At 68.4% G+C, this 19,159-nt stretch carries 21 protein-coding genes; 9 read left to right on the top strand and 12 right to left on the bottom strand.

Annotated features, from left to right (window positions below; all coding sequences use genetic code 11):
* Positions 1 to 313: 313 nt before the first annotated feature.
* Together R9B84_RS22505 and R9B84_RS22500 are read right to left on the bottom strand one after the other, a co-directional pair.
* The gene (locus R9B84_RS22505; protein ID WP_423762313.1) at positions 314 to 544 is read right to left on the bottom strand and encodes a hypothetical protein; all 231 of its coding nucleotides are present in this window, start codon (positions 542 to 544) and stop codon (positions 314 to 316) included.
* A gap of 28 nt (positions 545 to 572) precedes the next feature.
* On the bottom strand, positions 573 to 761 hold the full coding sequence (locus R9B84_RS22500; RefSeq protein ID WP_423762312.1) for a hypothetical protein: 189 nt from the start codon (positions 759 to 761) through the stop codon (positions 573 to 575).
* Here R9B84_RS22500 and R9B84_RS22495 point away from each other — a divergent pair.
* From R9B84_RS22495 to R9B84_RS22465, 7 genes are all read left to right on the top strand, one after another.
* On the top strand, positions 751 to 1,182 hold the full coding sequence (locus tag R9B84_RS22495; protein ID WP_423762311.1) for a YciI family protein: 432 nt from the start codon (positions 751 to 753) through the stop codon (positions 1,180 to 1,182). The genes R9B84_RS22500 and R9B84_RS22495 overlap by 11 nt on opposite strands.
* Positions 1,183 to 1,452: 270 nt before the next feature.
* Positions 1,453 to 2,259: a DinB family protein gene (locus tag R9B84_RS22490; protein ID WP_423762310.1), complete on the top strand. Its 807-nt coding sequence runs from the start codon at positions 1,453 to 1,455 to the stop codon at positions 2,257 to 2,259.
* Positions 2,256 to 2,996 (top strand): alpha/beta fold hydrolase, encoded by a 741-nt coding sequence (locus tag R9B84_RS22485; protein WP_423762309.1) that lies wholly within the window; start codon positions 2,256 to 2,258, stop codon positions 2,994 to 2,996. The genes R9B84_RS22490 and R9B84_RS22485 overlap by 4 nt, the downstream gene beginning before the upstream one ends.
* 110 nt (positions 2,997 to 3,106) lie before the next feature.
* Positions 3,107 to 3,985: an alpha/beta hydrolase gene (locus R9B84_RS22480; RefSeq protein WP_423763556.1), complete on the top strand. Its 879-nt coding sequence runs from the start codon at positions 3,107 to 3,109 to the stop codon at positions 3,983 to 3,985.
* Between the two features lie 76 nt (positions 3,986 to 4,061).
* On the top strand, positions 4,062 to 4,955 hold the full coding sequence (locus R9B84_RS22475; RefSeq protein WP_423762308.1) for a LysR family transcriptional regulator: 894 nt from the start codon (positions 4,062 to 4,064) through the stop codon (positions 4,953 to 4,955).
* A 132-nt stretch (positions 4,956 to 5,087) separates the two neighbouring features.
* Positions 5,088 to 5,414, top strand: a complete 327-nt coding sequence (locus tag R9B84_RS22470; RefSeq protein WP_059239151.1) for a carboxymuconolactone decarboxylase family protein — start codon at positions 5,088 to 5,090, stop codon at positions 5,412 to 5,414.
* 52 nt (positions 5,415 to 5,466) lie between these two features.
* The gene (locus R9B84_RS22465; RefSeq protein ID WP_423762307.1) at positions 5,467 to 6,474 is read left to right on the top strand and encodes an aldo/keto reductase; all 1,008 of its coding nucleotides are present in this window, start codon (positions 5,467 to 5,469) and stop codon (positions 6,472 to 6,474) included.
* Between the two features lie 97 nt (positions 6,475 to 6,571).
* Here the strand turns inward: R9B84_RS22465 and R9B84_RS22460 are convergent, their stop codons facing one another.
* Together R9B84_RS22460 and R9B84_RS22455 are read right to left on the bottom strand one after the other, a co-directional pair.
* The gene (locus R9B84_RS22460; RefSeq protein WP_111018829.1) at positions 6,572 to 6,802 is read right to left on the bottom strand and encodes a hypothetical protein; all 231 of its coding nucleotides are present in this window, start codon (positions 6,800 to 6,802) and stop codon (positions 6,572 to 6,574) included.
* A 203-nt stretch (positions 6,803 to 7,005) separates the two neighbouring features.
* Positions 7,006 to 7,905, bottom strand: a complete 900-nt coding sequence (locus R9B84_RS22455) for a hypothetical protein (RefSeq protein ID WP_423762306.1) — start codon at positions 7,903 to 7,905, stop codon at positions 7,006 to 7,008.
* Positions 7,906 to 7,983: 78 nt separating this feature from the next.
* Between R9B84_RS22455 and R9B84_RS22450 the strand changes: the two genes are divergently transcribed.
* Positions 7,984 to 8,322, top strand: a complete 339-nt coding sequence (locus R9B84_RS22450; protein ID WP_423762305.1) for an XRE family transcriptional regulator — start codon at positions 7,984 to 7,986, stop codon at positions 8,320 to 8,322.
* Between the two features lie 272 nt (positions 8,323 to 8,594).
* On the opposite strand, the gene R9B84_RS22445 is transcribed toward R9B84_RS22450, so the two are convergent.
* The 7 genes from R9B84_RS22445 to R9B84_RS22415 all read right to left on the bottom strand — a co-directional run bounded on the left by R9B84_RS22445 (position 8,595) and on the right by R9B84_RS22415 (position 15,122).
* Positions 8,595 to 9,437 carry an energy transducer TonB gene (locus tag R9B84_RS22445; protein ID WP_423762304.1) on the bottom strand — a complete coding sequence of 281 codons (843 nt, stop codon included), beginning with the start codon at positions 9,435 to 9,437 and terminating at the stop codon, positions 8,595 to 8,597.
* Between the two features lie 136 nt (positions 9,438 to 9,573).
* On the bottom strand, positions 9,574 to 10,713 hold the full coding sequence (gene pqqE, locus R9B84_RS22440; RefSeq protein ID WP_423762303.1) for a pyrroloquinoline quinone biosynthesis protein PqqE: 1,140 nt from the start codon (positions 10,711 to 10,713) through the stop codon (positions 9,574 to 9,576).
* A 1-nt stretch (position 10,714) separates the two neighbouring features.
* Positions 10,715 to 10,996: a pyrroloquinoline quinone biosynthesis peptide chaperone PqqD gene (pqqD, locus tag R9B84_RS22435; RefSeq protein ID WP_096473550.1), complete on the bottom strand. Its 282-nt coding sequence runs from the start codon at positions 10,994 to 10,996 to the stop codon at positions 10,715 to 10,717.
* Positions 10,993 to 11,712 (bottom strand): pyrroloquinoline-quinone synthase PqqC, encoded by a 720-nt coding sequence (pqqC, locus tag R9B84_RS22430; protein WP_423762302.1) that lies wholly within the window; start codon positions 11,710 to 11,712, stop codon positions 10,993 to 10,995. The genes pqqD and pqqC overlap by 4 nt, the downstream gene beginning before the upstream one ends.
* A gap of 2 nt (positions 11,713 to 11,714) precedes the next feature.
* Positions 11,715 to 12,638, bottom strand: coding sequence for a pyrroloquinoline quinone biosynthesis protein PqqB (gene pqqB / locus R9B84_RS22425; protein WP_423762301.1), 924 nt, complete (start codon positions 12,636 to 12,638; stop codon positions 11,715 to 11,717).
* A gap of 60 nt (positions 12,639 to 12,698) precedes the next feature.
* Positions 12,699 to 12,773, bottom strand: a complete 75-nt coding sequence (gene pqqA / locus R9B84_RS22420) for a pyrroloquinoline quinone precursor peptide PqqA (RefSeq protein ID WP_006485436.1) — start codon at positions 12,771 to 12,773, stop codon at positions 12,699 to 12,701.
* 330 nt (positions 12,774 to 13,103) lie between these two features.
* Positions 13,104 to 15,122 carry a sigma-54-dependent Fis family transcriptional regulator gene (locus R9B84_RS22415; RefSeq protein WP_423762300.1) on the bottom strand — a complete coding sequence of 673 codons (2,019 nt, stop codon included), beginning with the start codon at positions 15,120 to 15,122 and terminating at the stop codon, positions 13,104 to 13,106.
* Positions 15,123 to 15,476: 354 nt separating this feature from the next.
* Here R9B84_RS22415 and R9B84_RS22410 point away from each other — a divergent pair, with 354 nt between their 5' ends.
* The gene (locus tag R9B84_RS22410) at positions 15,477 to 16,508 is read left to right on the top strand and encodes an alpha/beta fold hydrolase (RefSeq protein WP_423763555.1); all 1,032 of its coding nucleotides are present in this window, start codon (positions 15,477 to 15,479) and stop codon (positions 16,506 to 16,508) included.
* Between the two features lie 180 nt (positions 16,509 to 16,688).
* Here R9B84_RS22410 and R9B84_RS22405 read toward each other — a convergent pair whose 3' ends face one another.
* Complete coding sequence (locus R9B84_RS22405) at positions 16,689 to 19,088, bottom strand: TonB-dependent receptor (RefSeq protein ID WP_423762299.1); 2,400 nt, start codon at positions 19,086 to 19,088, stop codon at positions 16,689 to 16,691.
* Positions 19,089 to 19,159 lie beyond the last annotated feature (71 nt).

Raw genomic sequence — 19,159 nt, 5'->3', positions numbered from 1 at the left:
TTCCCGGCCGCTGCGTGAACCGACAGGCTTCACGTCCGGTTCGACGCTGCTAGCCTGCATCGAGGCACCGGTTCGTGCAGCCATTGATGCGTCGCGGCAATCGCGCGCTCGGACTACCTGCCGTCGCTCGCGCACCTGACGAGCGCGCTGCGCCGCCTCCAGGCGCTCGATCTCGACATCATCCTGCCGATGCACGGGCCGGCCATCACGCACGACATCCCGCGCGTGCTGGCCGGTACGATCGCGCATTGCGAAGCCGCCGCCGCGTAAGGCACGCAGGCGGCGACGCAAGCGATGGTATGACGGATGCCGGTCAGGCGCCGGTGACGACGAACTCTTCGGCCGCCTTGCGCTGGACCGCGGCCATCACCGCCAGCTCGCGCTTGCTGCGCGCGTCGGAGGACACGACACCCGTCGCGTGCTTCGCCTTCGCGCCCACCGGGAAAAACACGAACGACGCGCCGTCCGGGGCCGCCGGTTCGGCACGCAAGCGTTTGTTCAGGATCTTCAGGTATTTCTTCTTCGAGACTTCTTTAGCAGCCATGGCACCCTCCGCGTAGACGTGGTGAGGATCAGCATACCAGTTTTGGCGGGGCGGTCAGCCAGCGTGCCAGCCGCCCGCGCAACGGTGTTTTTTTCGTGCCGATGTCGATTTCGCCGCGCGTCGTCCGTCGTACCATCGCAAGCACTGGTCGGTATTCCCGCACGGCCGACACCCACTCCACCTTTCCCGATCCAGGAGAAACCACAATGCGCGTCATGGTCATCATCAAGGCAACCGCCGATTCCGAAGCCGGCAAGATGCCCGACACCGAACTGCTGGCCGCGATGGGCCAGTACAACGAGGAACTCGTGAAGGCCGGCGTGATGCTCGCCGGCGAAGGGCTGCACCCGAGCGCCCGCGGCAAGCGCGTACGCTTCGCCGGCAAGGACCGGTCCGTCACCGACGGCCCGTTCACCGAAACCAAGGAACTCATCGCCGGGTTCTGGCTGTGGCAGGTGAACTCGATGGACGAAGCCGTCGAATGGGTCAAGCGCTGCCCGAACCCGATGCCCGGCGAATCGGAGATCGAGATCCGTCAGGTGTTCTCGCCCGAGGATTTCGGCGCGGAATTCACGCCCGAGCTGCTGGAGCAGGAAGCGAAACTGCGCGCGGAAATCGACGCCCGGCAGAAGTCCTGAGCGGCAGGCGGGAGCGTAGCCAGCGCGGCGCCCGGGCATGGAGCGACGATCCGCTGCTGTTCGCGAAGCCGATTCCCGGCGCGACGCGGCGCCGTCGCATCCGGTGGCATGAATTCGGCCGTCAGCCGCTGGCGACCGGAATCATGCGGAACCCATTGCTCACGGCGCTCGCCGGCTAGCGTCGCGCCGGGCGGGTCGCACCGCCCGGTTGACGGAGCCCTGCCGAGTAACGTATCGTTTTGACACGTTACTCGGCAGGACCTGTTCGTCATGCATTCCCGTTTCGACCGTTTCCGCACCACCGCGCTCGGCACCCAGCTCGAAGCGCTGATCGCGCAACCCGAGCGTTATCTCGAGTTCGCTGCGCTGTCGCGCGTCGGCGTCGCCGCGATCGGCGCGATCCAGCACGAAATCGCGCGCACCTTCCCCGAAATCGAAGCCGACACGACCGCCCGCCAGTTCTGCGGTGCAATGGTCGCGGAAGTCATGCGCCGCCACGGCCACGACGTCGTGCAGGCGCGCGGGCGGCTCGGCGGCACGCTGTTCAGCTATGGCGCGGTGTTCAGCGCGTATCCGCAACGGCTGCCGTTCGCCGACGTCGTCGCCGAGCTGGCCCGCATGCCCGACCGGCTCGCCGCGTATGCCGCGCACGTGCCGGCCGCGCTGTGCACGCGCCGCCCGGCCGGCACCGGCTTCTCGCTGGTCGAGCATGCGTGCCACCTGCGCGACCTCGACGCGGTGTTCGTCGAACGCATCGACGCCGTGCGCACGGTCGAACTGCCCGTGATCGCGTCGGTCGACGGCACCGCACTCGCCGCGCAACGCGACTATCTCGCGCAGCCGCTCGACCGTGCAGCCGCGGCATTTCGCTCCGGCCGCGCCGCGTTGTGTGCAACGGCCGCCGTGCTGGAACCCGCGCAACTCGCGCGCTGCGGATTGCGCGACGGCATCCGCCGCATGTCGCTCGACGAACTCGTACGCGAACTGCTCGATCACGACCGCACGCACGTGCTCGAACTCGACGAACTGCTCGCCGAACTCGAATTGCCGCCCCTTCCTTCCGCGCCCGCCCAATGACCCGGCCCGCCCCCGTCGTGTTCATCCACGGTTTCATCGGCACGTTCGACGTGCGCGGATGGAACGGCCCGCATCTCGCCCCTCACCTGCTCGGCTATGGCGCACATCGTGCGACGCCGTTCGACGCGATCACGCTCGCCGCGCAGGTCGAGCATGTCCGGCAAACCGTCGACGCGCATTTCGGCGTGCAGCCGGTCGATGTCGTCGGCCACTCGGTCGGCGGCGCGATCGCGATGCTGTTCGCGCATACGCACCCCGAGCGCGTGCGGCGCGTCGTCAATGTCGAAGGCAATTTCACGCTCGACGATGCGTTCTGGTCGGCGTCGGTCGGCCGCATGACGCCCGTGCAAGCCAACGCGATGCTCGACGGCCTGCGCGCCGATCCGCTCGACTGGCTGCGTGGCGCGATCGACGATCCGTCACCGCGGATGCTCGACGATGCACGCCGCTGGCTCGCGCATCAGCCGGCGTCGACGCTGCGCGCGATGGGTCGCTCGGTGGTCGCGACGACCGGCGAACCGGGCTACCTGGAGGCGCTCGAGCAGGTGTTCGAGCGTCATCCGGTCTGGCTCGTCGCGGGCGAGCGTTCACGCGCGGGCTGGCATGTGCCGGACTGGGCGCTCGCGCGCTGCGCCGGCTTCGACACGATCGAACGTTGCGGGCACCTGATGCCGGCCGAGCGGCCCGACGCATTTCGCGACGCAATCGAGCGCATCGTGTGCGCGCCGCCCGCCTGACAGCCCGCAGGATTCGCCGAAATTTGGTTGAAAGGTGCGGTTGCTAGAGTCGTCCGAACAGGGTTTTCCCGGCCCCCGGCGCCGGACGGAGTCGACACATGCGAGGACCGATGTACGTGGCACGCGCCTGCTGGCTGCTTCTGCTGCTCGCCGTCGCGAGCCCTGCCTTCGCGTTTCATGCGCGGGTCGTCGCGATCCCCAGCGCCGCGATGAGCGAGACGCTCAGGGCGACCGTCGTGCTGCCCGACGACTACGCACGCGCCAACCGCAACGGCGAACGCTATCCGGTCGTCTATCTGCTGCACGGCTCGGGCGGCGACCATACCGACTGGACGTCGAACACGCACATCGCCGCACTGGCCGACCGCTACCGCGTGATCCTCGTGATGCCCGACGGCGGACACGAAAGCTGGTACATCGACAGCCCGTTCGATTCGGGCAGCCGCTACGAAACCTTCATCGGCGACGAAGTCGTGTCCTATGTCGATTCGCACTTCCGCACGATCGCGACGCAGCGCGCCCGCGCGATCACCGGGCTCAGCATGGGCGGCTTCGGCGCGCTGCGCATCGCGCTCGACCGGCCCGACACGTTCGGCGCGGTCGGCAGCATCAGCGGCGCGGTCGATCCGCGCTGCTGCGAGGACGAGCCGGGCATCGACCACGTGTTCGGCGACCCCGGCCGCCATCCGTCGTTCTGGAACCGCAACGTGATCGTCGAAAGCGCGCGCGCGTTCGTGCGCGCACATCTCGACGTGACGATCGACTGCGGCCGCGACGACGCGTTCGTCGGGTCGAACCGCACGCTGCACGAACGGCTCGTCGCGCTCGGCGTGCCGCACGACTACGCGGAGCGGCCGGGCGGCCATACTTGGGATTACTGGTCGAATGCGATCCGCTACCAGATGCGGTTCTTCGCGGCGTCGTTCCAGCATCGCGGCTACGCGTTCCATCCCGCGGACCCAGCGCCGGGCATGACGCGCGCGGGCTGACGCGCGCGCCGCGCCGCCGCGCGGCCCGGTGAACGCGGTGGTACGATGCGCTGGCACCGACCACCCGACTTCCTCCATGCCGCGCGACAACTTTGCGGACCTGCTCGCCTTCATCGCCGTCGCGCGCGAGCGCAACTTCACGCGTGCAGCCGCCCAGCTCGGCGTGTCGCAATCCGCGCTCAGCCATACGATCCGCTCGCTCGAAACGCGCCTCGGCGTGCGCCTGCTCACGCGCACGACGCGCAGCGTCGCACCGACCGAAGCCGGCGAGCGGCTGCTGCGCAACCTCGCACCGCGCTTCGACGAAATCGAGGCCGAGCTGTCGGCGCTCGCGGAGCTGCGCGACAAGCCGGCCGGCACCGTGCGCATCAACGCGACCGACTACGCGATCCGCACGCTGCTGTGGCCGAAGCTCGCGCCGGTGCTGCGCGACTATCGCGACCTGAAGGTCGAGTTCGTGACCGACTACGGGCTGTCCGACATCGTCGCGGAGCGCTTCGACATCGGTGTCCGGCTCGGCGACCAGGTTGCGAAGGACATGATCGCCGTGCGCATCTCGCCCGACCTGAAGATGGCGATCGTCGGCGCGCCCGCGTATTTCGCGGAACGCACGCGCCCCGCGTCGCCGCAGGATCTCGTCGCGCACGACTGCATCAACCTGCGCCTGCCGACGCACGGCGCGCTGTACGCGTGGGAGCTTGCGCGCGGCGGCGACACGCTGCAGGTGCGCGTCGACGGGCAGGTCACGTTCAACGGCACGTACGAGATGCTCGATGCCGCACTCGCCGGCTACGGGCTCGCGTACGTGCCCGCCGAACTCGCGGCGCCGCATGTCGCCGCCGGCCGCCTCGACAGCGTGCTCGACGACTGGTGCCCGACGTTTCCCGGCCATCACCTGTACTACGCAAGCCGGCGGCAGTCGTCGCGCGCGCTTTCGCTGATCGTCGATACGCTGCGCTATCGCGCATGAGCTGCGCGGGCGTCGGCACCGGGCCACGATTCATGAATCCGCTCGATAAGTGCATGCGAATTGTTGGGGATTATCGATAGGCGCATCGGTCGCTACCATCGTCGACGTTCCCCACGTTTCCCGGAGCCCTCGATGTCCGAACCGACTTCCCCTGCGCACAAGGCGTTCGGCGCGATCGCGCCCGCCCTCGCCGACTACACCGACAACGTGCTGTTCGGCGATGTATGGCAGCGCGCCGGCCTGTCGCCGCGCGATCGCAGCCTCGTCACGGTCGCGAGCCTCGTGTCGCTGTATCGCGTGAACGAACTGCCGTTCCATCTGAAGAAGGCGCTCGACAACGGCCTCACGCGCGACGAGCTGATCGAAGCGATCACGCACCTCGCGTTCTACTCGGGTTGGCCGACCGCGAGCTCGGCGCTGCCGATCGCGCAGCGCGTGTTCGACGAAGCCGGCGTCTGAGCGCCGCCCCTTTCCTTCAACCGGCGGGCCCGTGCCCGCATGGAGCATTCGCATGGATTACCGCTATCTCGGGCGCAGCGCGCTCAAGGTGTCGCCGCTGTGCCTCGGCGCGATGATGTTCGGCGGCGAGACCGACGAAGCGACGTCGGCGCGCATCATCGCCAAGGCGTTCGACCAGGGCGTCAATTTCATCGACACGGCCGACGTCTATCACGCCGGTCGTTCGGAAGAAATCGTCGGCCGCGCGATCGCGCCGCGTCGCGACAGTTGGGTCGTCGCGACGAAGTTCGGCTATCCGGCCGGCCCGGACGCGGGGCCGAACCGGCAGGGCCAGTCGCGCAAATGGATCGTCGAATCGGTCGACGCGAGCCTGAAGCGGCTCGGCACCGATTACATCGACATCCTCTATTTCCATCGCGCGCTGACCGATGCGCCGCTCGACGAAGGCATGCGCGCGGTGGCCGACCTGATCCGGCAAGGCAAGGTGCGCTACGTCGGACTGTCGAACTTCAAGGGCTGGCGCATCGCCGAGATCGTGCGGCTCGCGGACCAGCTCGGCATCGATCGTCCGGTCGCGAGCGAACCGCTGTACAACCTCGTCGATCGCACGGCCGAAGTCGAACAGCTTCCGGCCGCCGCGCATTACGGCATCGGCGTCGTGCCGTACAGCCCGCTCGCGCGCGGCGTGCTGACCGGCAAATATCCGGTGGATGCGCAGCCGCCCGCCGATTCGCGCGCGGGCCGCGGCGACCGCCGCATCCAGCAGACGGAATGGCGGCCCGAGTCGTTGCATATTGCGCAGCAGGTGGCCGCGCATGCGGCCGCGCGCGGCACGACGTCGGTTGCATTCGCGCTCGCGTGGGTCATGAAGAACCGCATCGTCAGCTCGACGATCGCGGGGCCGCGCACCGAAGCACACTGGGACAGCTACATCGATGCGTTGACGCTCGAACTCGGCCCCGACGACGAACGGTTCGTCGATTCGCTCGTGCCGCCCGGGCATGCATCGACGCACGGCTACACCGATCCCGGTTATCCGGTCGAGGGCCGCAAGGTCTGAAGTCGGGATGCGATGAGCGACTGACATGCCGGGCGGCACGCCCGGCATGAAGATGAACGCGCGTCGCCCGACGCGCGAAAAAAAGGAAGCGGCGGAATCAGTTGCCGCGCGCCGCGTCGGCGCTCACGACGCGATCGAAGACTTCCTGCGCACGCGCCAGCTCGTCGAGCGCGCGATCGAGGCGCGACATCGCGCGTGCGTATTCGGCCGACGAGACGTCGTCGTCGCTTTCGCCGCGCACGGCGCGAAAGGCCTGATCGACGTTGCGCGTGGCTTCGACGAAGCGCTGCGCGGCCCGGGCTTCCCGCGAACAGATGTGGGTCGACATCGACACTTCTCCTACAGGGTTGCAGTGTGAAGCATGCCGACGCTCAGTGTGCGTGGTTCGCATGTCGGCGGCGTGAACCACGGCGCATCGATGGTGGATCGGCCGCCGCGCCGCGCGCTTCGTGCCGATTGTCCCTCTGTGCTCGCCGATCCGCTACGGCGAGAGTGCAACACATTCTTGCTCGATCTTCTCGCCGCCGGTCGTCACGCGCGCCCGATGCGCGGGCGTGCAAGACCGCCGAACGCAGCAGGCTCGCCCGGCGACAGGTCGAACAGATCGCCCGTGCGATCGTGCGGATGCTCGGCCGCCGGCCGATTGCGCAATCGCGCCGCATGCGCGGGTGCGACATACGCGGCCGCGGTTTCGATCGGCGGCACGTCGAACAGGTCGCGCGTGACGCCGCGCACGGCGTCCGTCGGCGAACGGCCGCGCAAGCGCGCAACCAGCTCGACGAAGCGATCGAAATCGCCCGCGCGCGTCGCCTTGTTCACTTCCGCGAGATCGCGCGCCTTCAGCACGCACGGCTGCGCGAGCCGCACGAAATACGGTGCTTCGAGCTCGACCGACAACGCGAGCGGATAGCTCTTGCCCGTCTGCTCCTTCGCACGCCCGACGCAATCGACCACGGCCGCACCCTGTGCGGCGCCGAGCGGCCTGCCCGTACTCACGCTGCGCAGGTGATCGGGAAACACGCGCAACTGCGTGCCGACCGTCAGCGCGGTGGACGACGCGCACACGAGCGCGTAGTGCTGCTCGCGACGCCGGCCCGACGGCAGCGTCGAGCGGCTCGCGATGAACGTATGCGGCGGAAGCGGCCGCACCTGGCCGGTCGCGTCGACCCACGCATTCCACAGCAGCGCGTCCTTGCGCTCGCCCACGCGCGGGCGCGACGCGACCGGCGAAAACAGCGCGAGCAGCGAGCCCGTGCGATGCGCAGCGATTTGCGCGCTGCTGCCGAGCGGCTGGTTGATGCCCCACAGAAAACGCCCGCCCCCGAGCCGGCGCTCCCATTCCTTGCGGAGCACGACGGTCGGCAGTTCCTCGCCGGACTCGGTACCGATCTTGGTCCAGCAGAACGTGGGTGGGAGGTGTTTCAGCGTCATCAACTTTCTCGGGATACAGCCTCGCTGGTGACAGGAAGCCCATTCAACAGCCGTAACTGTATAGGTATAATGCATCGCATGGAAGCCCCGGACCAAGATTTTCCCGTTCAAGACCTGTTGCGCCGCCTGACGGCAGATACACGCTCGTCCAGCGAAATCGCGCGACTTTCCGGGGTCAGCCAGCCAACCGTGTCGCGCCTGCGGCTGTCGAACGGGCATCGTCTGCGCCGCAGCGCGCCATTCAATAAGCTATGCAGTTTCTATGGTGTCGATACCGGGCCGTCGCGCCGCCGCTATAACGACCTGCTGCGCGACGCGATCGTCGATGCATGGGACGGCTCCGACGAGCACGGGCGCGCGCTGCTGGTCGTGATTCAGGGGTTGAAGGATCTACAGGCGAAGGCCGACGACGGGTGATGTCTCGGTTTGATTTCGTTCGCATTGCCAGGCGGCTTGAAGTCGGCCGGGAGCGAAGCTGACGCGGCATGACGGCACACGGGCGGTGACGATCGATCTCGTCGCAGCCCGTGTTGTATCTGGAAGGGGGAACACGCGTTCGTTGCCGGCGGGCGCGTAGCGGCGGGCGTCGGCGCCCGTTCACTTCAGTTTCGGGTTTCGCTGGCCGCGGGAAGGCATTCCTTGTGCCCATACGCGATTGATTCCATGGGCTGCCATGATGAGGTGTCCTGTCATTCGTCGAGATTGAACGTGATCGGCGCTCGCGCCCGTGTCGGGATCGGCGCGCCGTTCTCCACATGCGGCGCGCAGTGGCTCGCCAGCACCGCCTCGCGCGCCGCCGCATCGAGACGCGGATAACCGCTGCCGGTCACGACACGCACGGCGACGACCTGGCCCGCCGCGTCGGTCTCCAGTTCGACGAGCACGGTGCCGTGCTCGCCCATGCGCAGCGACTGTGGCGGGTAGTCGGGCTTGACCAGTGCGCATTCGGGATGGGCGATGAAGCGGGGCGTCGTGGGCGCGGGGGACGCTTGCGTCTGCGTCTGCGTCTGCGTCTGCGTCTGCGTCTGCGTCTGCGGCTGCGGCTGCGGCTGCGGCTGCGGCTGCGGCTGCGGCTGCGCGGCATTGGACGGCACAACGTTCTGCGGCGCACCGTGTCGCTCTGCTGTCGCGGCGTCAGGCACTGGCCGCGACGGCGCAGGCGCGTCGTGCACCTGCGGCCGGGCTCGAACAGGTGCAATCGGCTTTGTCGTTGACGATTCGCCGCTCGCCGACGGTCGGGGCACGGACGTCGCCCGACGCATCGCATGCGACGCTGCCATCGACTTCGTCGCGGAAGTCGTCATCGTCGAAGTCTCCGGTGTCGGCGCAATCAGCACCGCCACCATCACCTGCCGTTGCACGGGCACGCTACGCACGACCTGTTCGCGTGCGATCAGCACAAACACACCCACATGCAGCACACACACGGCAGCGACGACCGACACGACGCGCATTCCGCGATGACGGGCGCGATCGCGGACGACACCGTTCGCCCCACCCACCTGTCGCGCACCGAACGTAGCGGTGCTCATCACACACTCCGTCCCGCGTTCAGCCATCCTCGCTCACGCGCACCACTTCGCCGCCATGAAGAGGACTGCATATCGATCACCACGGTGTTCATCTCTTCGCCTCGTTCACTCCCGCTGCCGGCGTCGCCGTCTGTCGTCAGCAGTCGCACGCCGCCCCGCATTGCGCGAGCGAATTCTCCTTGCTGCGAAACACCAGCGGCTGCTCGTCGCGCGGCGCCGGACGCCGCGCGAATTGCACCGCCTGCTCGACCTGCCCGTGATGCGCGGACTTGGCGCACACCGGATCGGCTTCCTTCGGGTCGCCGGCCAGCAGATACGCCTGGCACCGGCAGCCGCCGTGATCCGTATGCCGTTCGTCACACGTGCGGCACGGCTCGCGCATCCAGTCGTCGCCGCGAAACGCGTTGAACGCGTCGCTGTCGTACCAGATTTCCTTCAGCGACCGGTCGCGCACGTTCGGCAGCGCCAGCCCCGGCAGCGAACGCGCGGCATGGCACGGCAGCGCGGTGCCGTCCGGCGCGACGCCGAGAAACACCGAGCCCCAGCCGTTCATGCACGCCTTCGGGCGCGCCTCGAAATAGTCGGGCACGACGAACAGGATCCGGCAGCGCTCGCCGACCAGCTTGCGGTAGCGGTTCACCGTTTCCTCGGCCTCGCGCACCTGCTCGACGGTCGGCATCAACTGATCGCGGTTCAGCATCGCCCAGCCGTAGTACTGCGTATTCGCCAGTTCCAGATAGTCGGCGCCGAGATCGAGCGCCATCTCGATGATCTGTCCCACGTGCGGCAGGTTGTAGCGATGCAGCACGCAGTTGAGCACCATCGGATAGCCGTGCGCCTTGATCAGCCGCGCGACGCGGTGCTTCAGCTCGAACGTGCGCGTGCTGGTCAGGAAATCGTTCAGCTCGCGCGTCGAATCCTGCAGCGACAACTGGATGTGGTCGAGCCCAGCCGCCTTGAGCCGCTCGATGCGCGCGACGTTCAGACCGATGCCCGACGTGATCAGGTTCGTGTAGAAACCGAGCCCGCGCGCATGCGCGACGAGCGTCTCGAGGTCGTCGCGCAGCAGCGGCTCGCCGCCCGAGAAGCCGATCTGCGCGGCGCCGAGCGCGCGCGCATCGCTGATGACAGCACGCCATGCATCGGTGTCGAGCTCCGCGCCGTGCGTCGCGAAGTCGACCGGGTTGTAGCAGAACGCGCAATGCAGCGGGCAGCGGTACGTGAGTTCCGCGAGCAACCACAACGGCGCGGACGGACGGGAAGTGTCGGTTGCCATGTCAGTCGAGCCAGCCGCGCAGCCGCGCGTGATCGAGGAAACGGTAGACGTCGGAGGCAAGGTCCGACGTGCTGAACAGGCACTCGAGTTCGCCGATGATGTCGTCGAGCTCGCGCGTGCCGTCGCAGCGCACGAGAATCTCGGCCGCGCTCGGGTTGAGCTTGACCATTCCTTCCGGATAGAGGAGCACGTAGGCGTCCTGGGCCGCCTCCCACTGCAGGCGGTACAAGCCCCTCAGGCAGGGGCGCAGCGGCACGCCGCTGGCAGCATCGATCGCGTTCATAACGGGTAGGCCCTTTCGACGGCGTCGAGCATCGACCACAGGATGTCCAGCTTGAACTGCAGAATGCCGAGCGCGTGCTGCTGCGCATCCGGCGTCGTGAAATGCTGCAGCGTGACCGCAAGCCCGTGCTCGACGTCGCGCTGCGCAAGCGGCACGCGGCTGCGGAAGTAATGCAGCCCTGCCGGCTCGATCCACGGGTAATGCGACGGCCAGCCCGCGAGCCGGTCGAGATGGATCTGCGGCGCGAACATCTCCGTCAGCGACGAACACACGGCTTCCTGCCAAGGCGCGCGCCGCGCGAAATTCACATACGCGTCGACCGCGAAGCGCACGCCGGGCAGCACGTGTTCGAGCGACCACAGCTCGGCACGATCGAGACCGCACGCCTCGCCGAGCCGCACCCATGCCTCGATGCCGCCTTCGTTGTCGCCCTGCCCGTCGTGATCGATCAGCCGCTGGATCCACCGGCGCCGCGTGTCGCGGTCGGGGCAGTTCGACAGGATCGCCGCATCCTTGAGCGGGATGTTGATCTGGTAGTAGAAGCGGTTCGCGACCCAGCCGCGGATCTGCGCGGGCGAACACGCGCCGCTGTTGAGCCGCCGGTTGAACGGGTGATGGATGTGGTAGCGCGATTCGAGCGCGCGCAAGCGGGCCTCGAATTCGGTCGCGTTCCAGGGCGTCGCGTGCAACGCCGTAGCGGGGATCGGTGCGTTCATGGTCAGACCTGGAATTGCATGCCGTCATGCGCGACGTCGATGCCGTGCGCGCGCAGGTGCGCGTGCTCGACGGAATGCGGGTCGAGAATCGGGTTCGTGTTGTTGATGTGCGTGAGTACCTTGCGCGTGCGCGCGGGCAGCGTGTCGAGCCAGTCGATCATGCCGGGCTGCCCGTGTTCCGCGCACTGCGCGAGATGCCCCATGTCGGCCGCGTGCTTGCTCGACAGGCCGAGATCGATCATCTCGGTGCCGGTCCAGAACGTGCCGTCCACCAGCACGAGATCGGCGCCGTGCATCGCCGCGCGCACGTCGTCGGTGACGGTCGCGAGCCCCGGCGCATAGAACGCGCGCCGCCCGCTCGCGACGTCTTCGATCGACAGCGCGATGTTGTCGCCGGGCGCGGCCGACGCGCGCCGCGGCGAATACGGCGGCGCCTTGCTGTCGACGGGAATCGCGGTGAAGCGGATGCCACTCGCCGCCGGCACCGTGAACGGCTCGCCGAGCGCGATCGTGTGCGCAGCGACGCCGCAGTAGTGGCCGAGCAGCGGCACCAGCGGCAAGCCGGTCGACAGGTCGTCCAGCACCGGCGCGCTCGCGTAGAGCGGCAGCGGCGTCGAACGTTCGCGCAGCATCAGCAGGCCCGTCACGTGATCGATCTGCGCGTCGCACAGCACGACGGCGGCGATGCCGCTGTCGCGGATCGCGCGCGCCGGCTGCAGGTCCGGATCCGCGCGCAACTGGGCAAGAATGTCGGGCGACGCGTTGACGAGAATCCAGTCGATGCCGTCGTCGCTGACCGCGATCGACGACTGCGTGCGCGGCAGCACATGGCCGCTTCCGCCGCGCGCGCGACGACAGTTCGCGCAGTTGCAGTTCCATTGCGGCAGGCCGCCGCCGGCTCCCGAGCCGAGTATCTTGATCTTCATGGGCGTCAGCTCCGAGGCCGCCCGCGCCAACCTCGGCGAAACGGGCGGCACGCGCGGCGATCAGCGGTTGGCGATGTACATCGTGATTTCGAAGCCGAAGCGCAGGTCGGTGTAAGACGGGGTCGTCCACTGCATGATGTGTCTCCTTGTTGAGTTGATGAGTCGCGTCGGTGAATCCGACAACCGCGGCAATCGAGCGGTCGGTTCCTCTTCAGCAAGGAGCGTGCCGAAGCCGTACTTTGCCGGCCCGACGCCGGCACATGGCCGTCAACCGGGCATCGGGACGGAATCCTTACGATTAGCCGACACGATTCGCGCGAATGCGATTCGCCGCCCCGACGGCACGATGCGCGGAGGCGGTGACAGGTGTTGAATCGTTGAACACCGGTGTTGCAACTTGACACACCGGCTGTGACAGGTCGCGCGCAGCGCCTGCCGCGCAACCGCGATTTCGCGGCCTGCGCGTCAGCTTTCGTCCGACGGGTGGCGCTCTGCGTCGGCGGCCGGCATCTTCCGGTAGATGGTGTTACGCGAGACGCCGAGCGCGCGCGCCGCGGCGGACACGTTGCCGCCGTGACGGGCCAGCGCGGCGGCGATCGCGGACGCGGCGACGTCCTGCAGACGCGCATCGGCGGGCGGGAGCGCATCCACGGCGCACGGTGCGACGGACGGATCGTGCGCGGCCTGCTCGGCGTGGGCATCGCCGCGGCGCAGGTCGTCGAAGAAATCGTCCGGCAGGTGCTCACGCCGGATTTCGCCATCGTCGTCGACCATCGCGGCCGCCGTGCGCAGCAGGTTGCCGAGCTGCCGGAAGTTGCCGGGCCACGTGCAGCGCACGAACAGCGCCATCACGTCCGGCGCGACGGTGAGCGGCGGCCGGCCGGGGCCCGCGAACGCCTCCCGTTGCAGCATCTTCTGCACGACGACCGCAAGATCGGTGCGGTCGCGCAGCGGCGGCAGGCGCACCACGAGACCGTTCAGCCGGTAGTAGAGATCCTCGCGGAAGCGGTTCTGCGCAATCATGTCGCGCAGGTCGCGGTGCGTTGCGCAGATGATCGAGATGTCCACGGCGATCGTCTTCGTCGACCCGAGCGGATTGACGAGGCGCTCCTGCAGCACGCGCAACAGCCGCACCTGCAGCGGATACGGCATGTCGCCGATCTCGTCGAGGAACAGCGTGCCGCCGTTCGCCTGAAGCAGCTTGCCGATCGCCCCCTTGCGGCGCGCGCCGGTGAATGCGCCCTCCTCGTAGCCGAACAGCTCGGATTCGATCAGCGTCTCCGGAATCGACGCGCAGTTGACCGCGACGAACGGCGCGTCGCGCCGCGGCGAGTCGTTGTGGATCGCCTGCGCGAGCAGCTCCTTGCCGGTGCCCGTCTCGCCGGTGATCAGGATCGGAATGTCCTTGCCGATCACCTTGCGCACCTTCGCGATGACGCACGCGACCTGCGGGTCGCCGGTGTCGAGATAGTTGAGCCGCGACAGGCCCGCCGACGTACCCGCCGCCGGCGCCGGCACCGCGTTCGCGCGTGCGGCCGGCGCGAGCGCATCGTGGACGTCCGTCGGCCGGCTGCCTTCGGCGAGCGTCGCACGCCGGAAGTGCACGCGCGCGCACACCACCGCGCCGTTGCCGAGATTCAGCATCAGGTGCCGGTCGGTGCTCGCGCGCATGCGGTCGATCAACTGCGCGCTCGTGATGTCGAACAGCGACGACAGCGTGTGCGCGCGCAGCGCGGCGAGCGGCATGCCGAGCTGGAACTGCGCGCTGCGGTTGGCCGACAGGAAGCGGCCGTCGGCGGTGAACGCAACGATCCCTTCCATCAGCGTGCCGAGAAACTCGGGGCGGCCATGGAACGACACCTGCAGCGTTTCCTGAAAGGTCGTCGTAAACAGGTGATTCTCGATCATCTGCACCGACATCTTCGCGAGCGCCATCGTGTGCTGGTGATAGCTGCGGTGGTCGCCCGTCACGTCGAGCACGCCGATTGCGTCGCCGTACGGGTCGAGGATCGGCACGCTCGAACAGGTCAGGAAGCGGTTCGCGGCCAGGAAGTGCTGGTCGCCGTGGACGACCATCGGGCACAGCTCGGCGAGCGCCGTGCCGATCGCGTTGGTGCCCTGCCGGTTCTCCGCCCAGTTCGCGCCGGGGCGCAGCGCAACCTTCTCCGCGCGCTGCAGGAAGTCGTCGTCGCCGATCGAATGCAAGATCAGCCCTTCCGCGTCGGTCAGCACGATCATGCTCTGCGTGTTGACGATCTGCTCATGCAGCGTCTCCATCACCGGCATCGCGTGCACGCACAGCACGCGGCTCTGCTCGCGCTTCAGCACCAGCGCCGCGCTCGACAGCACGTCGTAGTCGGGGCGTGCCGATACCTGCAGGCCGAACGTCTCAGACCGCTCGTGGGCTTTCTGGATCGACGGCGCGGGCCAGCCGGCGGGATGCGCGGCCCGTGACCCGGCCGCCTGCTCTACGTCATCGCGCATTGTCTCCTCCGGGGATCCTTCCGGTCATCTGCCGGACTCTTTGCCGTCATTGCAAGCAAGCATCGGGCCACACGAGCGGCGCGGCGCAGATCGAAAGCCGGATGTAAGACGTTGTCCGATCGCGGCCGCGCATGTCGAGTCACCTGACAGGTCGGCCTTCGTGATACCGCGACTGCCCGACGCGTGACTACCCGGGCGAATCCCGATCTTCGCGGCTGGCGCGTTTCTGGCTTTGTCACAGATCAAGCACAGCGGTCGCCCGGACACCCACGCGCCGAGTGACGGTTGCCCCGATTTCACCCGAGCCATATCGACATGACGCTTGCTTCGATTCGACCCGCACAGTCGCCCGCGATGGCGGCCTCGTCTGCCGTGCCTCACGCGCCTGTATCACCCGACGCACCTGCCGCGCCTGCCGTGCCTGCCTCGCCTGCCGCGCTCGCCGCCCCCGTTCACCGGCACCTGCACCGCGACGCGCAATCGATCGCGTTCGCCGTGGCCGGCACCGCGCACGGCCACCCGGTCGTCGTGCTGCACGGCGGGCCCGGCAGCGGCAGCCAGACCGGCATCCTGCGGCTGTTCGACCTGACGCGCATGCGCGTCGTGCTCGTCGACCAGCGCGGCGCGGGCGCGTCGGCGCCGCGCGGCGGCACGCGTCACAACAGCACCGCGCGGCTGATCGGCGATCTGGAGGCGGTGCGCGAGCAGCTCGGCATCGCGCGCTGGGGCGTCGTCGGCGGATCGTGGGGCGCCGCGCTCGCACTCGCGTATGCGGGCACGCACCCCGCACGGGTAACCGGCGTCGTGCTGCGCGGCCTGTTCCTGACGTCGCCACGCGAAGTCCGCCGCCTGTTCACGACGTCGCGCACGCGCGCGCCCCGCGAATGGCAGCGCCTGTGTGCGGCGGCCGGCTGCGGCCAGCCGGATCGCCTGCTGTCGTGCTGCGCGCGGCGGCTGCGCCCCGGCGTGGGCGCGGCCCGGCAGCGCGCGGTGGCGCTCGCATGGCGCGCATACGAAAACGCCGTCCTCGCGTCGTCGCAAACGCGCCGCTCGCCCGCGCACGCGATCCGCTCGCACAAGACGGTCAGCCGGCTGATCGACAAATACCGGATCCAGGCGCATTACCTGCAGCGCGATTGCTGGCTCGGCGAACGCCGCGTGCTCGCACTCGCGCGGCGGGCGGCCGACGAAGGCGTGCCGCTGTTCGCCGCGCACGGGATGCACGACCCCGTTTGCCCGGTCGACAACGCCGGCCGTCTCGCTCGTGCCGTGTCCGGAGCCAGAATCGAACGCGTGCCTGCCGGGCATCTGGCAAGCGACCCGGCATTGGCGCGCAGCGTTGCCCGCGCGGTGCATGCGATGTTCGCGGCGGCACCGTTCACGTGACGGCGGATGTCGCGCGGCCAGGCGACTGGGCACGAAGCACCGGCAACGAGCGTTGGCGCATGGCATCGCCCGCGCGATGCCTGAGATGTTCACGGCGGCCCCGTTCGCGTGACGGCGAATGTCATGTGTGGCCAGGCGCCCGCTCATGGAGCATCGGCAACGAGCGCAGCCGCGCGACCGTCAATCCCACGCATACCGCACGCCGACCCACGCGCCACGCGGCGCGCCCGGCCCGACGAACTGTTCGTTGACCGGATTCGCGCCGTCGAACGTGTGATTCGGCCCGTTGAAGAAATTCTGGCCGAGCACGCCGAAGCTCGCGTAGCGCTTGTCGAACAGGTTCGTCACGCTCGCGAAGACCTCGAAGCGCTTCGTGATCCGATACCGCATGTCGAGGTCGACGAGCACGTAGCCCGCGATCCTGCCGTTCACGTCCTGGTTGTTCTCGTCGCCGCGCGCATACACGCCGCTGCGCCACGTGACGTTCGCGCCGATGTTCCATGCGCGCGTCGCCGCATAGTCGAGCCGCAGCTTCACCGTGTGCGCGGGAATGCCCGGGATCCGGTCGCCCCGCTTGACCGTCACGTTGCCGTTCGCGTCGGCGGCCGAGTTCGCGGGGCTGTGTTCGGTCCACGACGAACGGTAGGTCGCATCGACATGGCTGTACGACAGCCCGACGCCGACCGGGCCGAGTTGCGTCCGGCCCGCGAGTTCGATGCCCTGCCGCCGCGTATCGCCGACGTTGCGGAAATAGCCCTGCGCGCTCGCCGGACTGCTGATGAACTGGATGTCGTCCGTCAGCGTCGTGCGGTAGGCGGCAGCGCTCCAGGTCGTCGCAGCACCGATGCGGCCGCGCGCGCCGACTTCCAACGTCTTCGAGATCACCGGCTTGAGCGCCGGGTCGGCGATGAAGTCGTTAGGCAGCGAGCACGGTGCGGCAGGATCCGCGCACGCGAGTTCGATCGCGGTCGGCGAGCGCATCCCTTCGTTGTACGTCGCGTACGCGGTGAAGCCCGCGACCGGGTTCCAGTTGAGCCCGACCGCCGGATTGAAGCGCGAGAACGTATGGTTGCCGTCGAGCAGCGGCTGCACGCCGCTCTCGTCGCCGATCTGCGACTTCGACCAGTCGTAGCGGCCCGACAGCGTCAGCGTCCAGTGCGGGGTCAGCGACAACGCGTCGCTCAGGTATACGCCGAGGTTCGCATTGCGCGTCTTCGCGTTCGTCCGCCGGACGAAATCGCCGATGCCGATCGCCGCGCGCGTGTCGGTGAAATACGCGTCTTGCGACGCCGCGACGTAGCTCGAGTTCGCGAAATCGGCTGCGACGCCTGCGACGAGCTGGTTCGACATCCCGCCGAGCTTGCCGAGCAGCGTGAGTTGCAGGCTGCCGCCGTAGCTGTCGGTGACGATCGTCGACTGCGCGTTGGTACCCTGTACCGTGTCGACCGTGCCGTCCGCGCCGACCGATCCGTAATCCGTATTGTTGTTGCTGCTGATGTTGTTGTTGCGCAGGTGCCGGTAGTACGCGTTGCCGCTCAACTCGACGTGCTCGCCGAAGAACCGGTCGCCCGACAGCGTCAGGTACCCGGCGCTGTTGCGGTTCAGGTCCGGATACGTGTACGCCTGCTTCCGGTTGTCGAGGAACGAGCGCGGGATCGTCTGGCTGCCGTACAGCGCGTTGTCCGCGCCGCCCGCGGAAATCGACAGCGTCGTGTCCGCATCGGTATAGCGCAGCTTGCCGAACGCCTGCCGCACGCGGCTCGCGTTGTGGTCGGCCCAGCCGCCGTCGTTCGCGACGTTCGCGGTCGCGTAGTAGTCGAGGTTCGAGCCGATCGTGCCGCCCTGCTCGATGTCGGCGGTCTTGCGGCCCCATGAGCCGCCCGACACTTCCGCTTCGCCGCCTGGATTCGACCTGCCGTTCTTCGTCGTGATCGCGAGCGCGCCGCCGAGCGTATTGCGACCGTACACCGGATTGGAGCCCGGAATCAGCTGCATCCGGTCGATCGCCTGCGTGGGCAGGATGTCCCAGTTCACGACATCGCCGAACGGCTCGTTCACGCGCACGCCGTCGACGAACACCGACAGCCCCTGCGGCGTGCCGAGCAGCGGCGATGCGGTGAAGCCGCGATAGTTGACGTCCGTCTGGTACGGGTTGCCTTGCGCGTCCGAGATCGTCACGCTCTGCAGGTTCGCGGCGAAGAAGTCGGTCAGCGTCGCGCGGTGCTGTGCATCGAGTTCCGCCGCGCGCACCGTCTGCACGTTCGCCGGCACCTTCGACAGCGGCGTGCCGATGCCGAGCAGCGGCGTCGTGCCGACGACCACGACCGCGGGCAGCGTGTCGGCCGACGCTTGCTGCGCGGTAGCGGCGGCCGGCGGCGCGGCGGCACTCACCGCTGTCGCGCCGTTCGTCGTTCCGTTCGTCGTGCCGGCCGCATTCGGCTGCGCATGCACGCCTGCCGTCGACAGCCCGAACAGCGCGATCGCGCCGAGAGTCGAGCCAAGAATCGCGCCGGCGTGCCGTGCGCGCCGGCCGCCTCGCATCGCACTGCCTCGCCCGACTGACTTTGGCATCCTGATCATTTCCGTTGTCTCCGTCCTGGTGTTCCGCCGTGGCGTGCTTTGCACCGAGCGGCGACATGTTGTCGCGAAGC

The sequence above is a fragment of the Burkholderia sp. NLJ2 genome, from assembly GCF_049487195.1.
Classification (GTDB): domain Bacteria; phylum Pseudomonadota; class Gammaproteobacteria; order Burkholderiales; family Burkholderiaceae; genus Burkholderia; species Burkholderia pyrrocinia.
Note: the sequence above shows the minus strand (reverse complement) of the source record. Positions and strands in the feature narration are given on the sequence as shown.

Excerpts from the sequence above, each read along its gene's own strand:
- R9B84_RS22505 (WP_423762313.1), bottom strand. The coding sequence starts at position 544 with ATGGCTGCTAAAGAAGTCTCGAAGAAGAAATACCTGAAGATCCTGAAC.
- R9B84_RS22495 (WP_423762311.1), top strand. The coding sequence starts at position 751 with ATGCGCGTCATGGTCATCATCAAGGCAACCGCCGATTCCGAAGCCGGC.
- R9B84_RS22500 (WP_423762312.1), bottom strand. The coding sequence starts at position 761 with ATGACGCGCATTGTGGTTTCTCCTGGATCGGGAAAGGTGGAGTGGGTG.
- R9B84_RS22490 (WP_423762310.1), top strand. The coding sequence starts at position 1,453 with ATGCATTCCCGTTTCGACCGTTTCCGCACCACCGCGCTCGGCACCCAG.
- R9B84_RS22485 (WP_423762309.1), top strand. The coding sequence starts at position 2,256 with ATGACCCGGCCCGCCCCCGTCGTGTTCATCCACGGTTTCATCGGCACG.
- R9B84_RS22480 (WP_423763556.1), top strand. The coding sequence starts at position 3,107 with ATGTACGTGGCACGCGCCTGCTGGCTGCTTCTGCTGCTCGCCGTCGCG.
- R9B84_RS22475 (WP_423762308.1), top strand. The coding sequence starts at position 4,062 with ATGCCGCGCGACAACTTTGCGGACCTGCTCGCCTTCATCGCCGTCGCG.
- R9B84_RS22470 (WP_059239151.1), top strand. The coding sequence starts at position 5,088 with ATGTCCGAACCGACTTCCCCTGCGCACAAGGCGTTCGGCGCGATCGCG.
- R9B84_RS22465 (WP_423762307.1), top strand. The coding sequence starts at position 5,467 with ATGGATTACCGCTATCTCGGGCGCAGCGCGCTCAAGGTGTCGCCGCTG.
- R9B84_RS22460 (WP_111018829.1), bottom strand. The coding sequence starts at position 6,802 with ATGTCGACCCACATCTGTTCGCGGGAAGCCCGGGCCGCGCAGCGCTTC.
- R9B84_RS22455 (WP_423762306.1), bottom strand. The coding sequence starts at position 7,905 with ATGACGCTGAAACACCTCCCACCCACGTTCTGCTGGACCAAGATCGGT.
- R9B84_RS22450 (WP_423762305.1), top strand. The coding sequence starts at position 7,984 with ATGGAAGCCCCGGACCAAGATTTTCCCGTTCAAGACCTGTTGCGCCGC.
- R9B84_RS22445 (WP_423762304.1), bottom strand. The coding sequence starts at position 9,437 with ATGAGCACCGCTACGTTCGGTGCGCGACAGGTGGGTGGGGCGAACGGT.
- pqqE (WP_423762303.1), bottom strand. The coding sequence starts at position 10,713 with ATGGCAACCGACACTTCCCGTCCGTCCGCGCCGTTGTGGTTGCTCGCG.
- pqqD (WP_096473550.1), bottom strand. The coding sequence starts at position 10,996 with ATGAACGCGATCGATGCTGCCAGCGGCGTGCCGCTGCGCCCCTGCCTG.
- pqqC (WP_423762302.1), bottom strand. The coding sequence starts at position 11,712 with ATGAACGCACCGATCCCCGCTACGGCGTTGCACGCGACGCCCTGGAAC.
- pqqB (WP_423762301.1), bottom strand. The coding sequence starts at position 12,638 with ATGAAGATCAAGATACTCGGCTCGGGAGCCGGCGGCGGCCTGCCGCAA.
- R9B84_RS22415 (WP_423762300.1), bottom strand. The coding sequence starts at position 15,122 with ATGCGCGATGACGTAGAGCAGGCGGCCGGGTCACGGGCCGCGCATCCC.
- R9B84_RS22410 (WP_423763555.1), top strand. The coding sequence starts at position 15,477 with ATGGCGGCCTCGTCTGCCGTGCCTCACGCGCCTGTATCACCCGACGCA.
- R9B84_RS22405 (WP_423762299.1), bottom strand. The coding sequence starts at position 19,088 with ATGATCAGGATGCCAAAGTCAGTCGGGCGAGGCAGTGCGATGCGAGGC.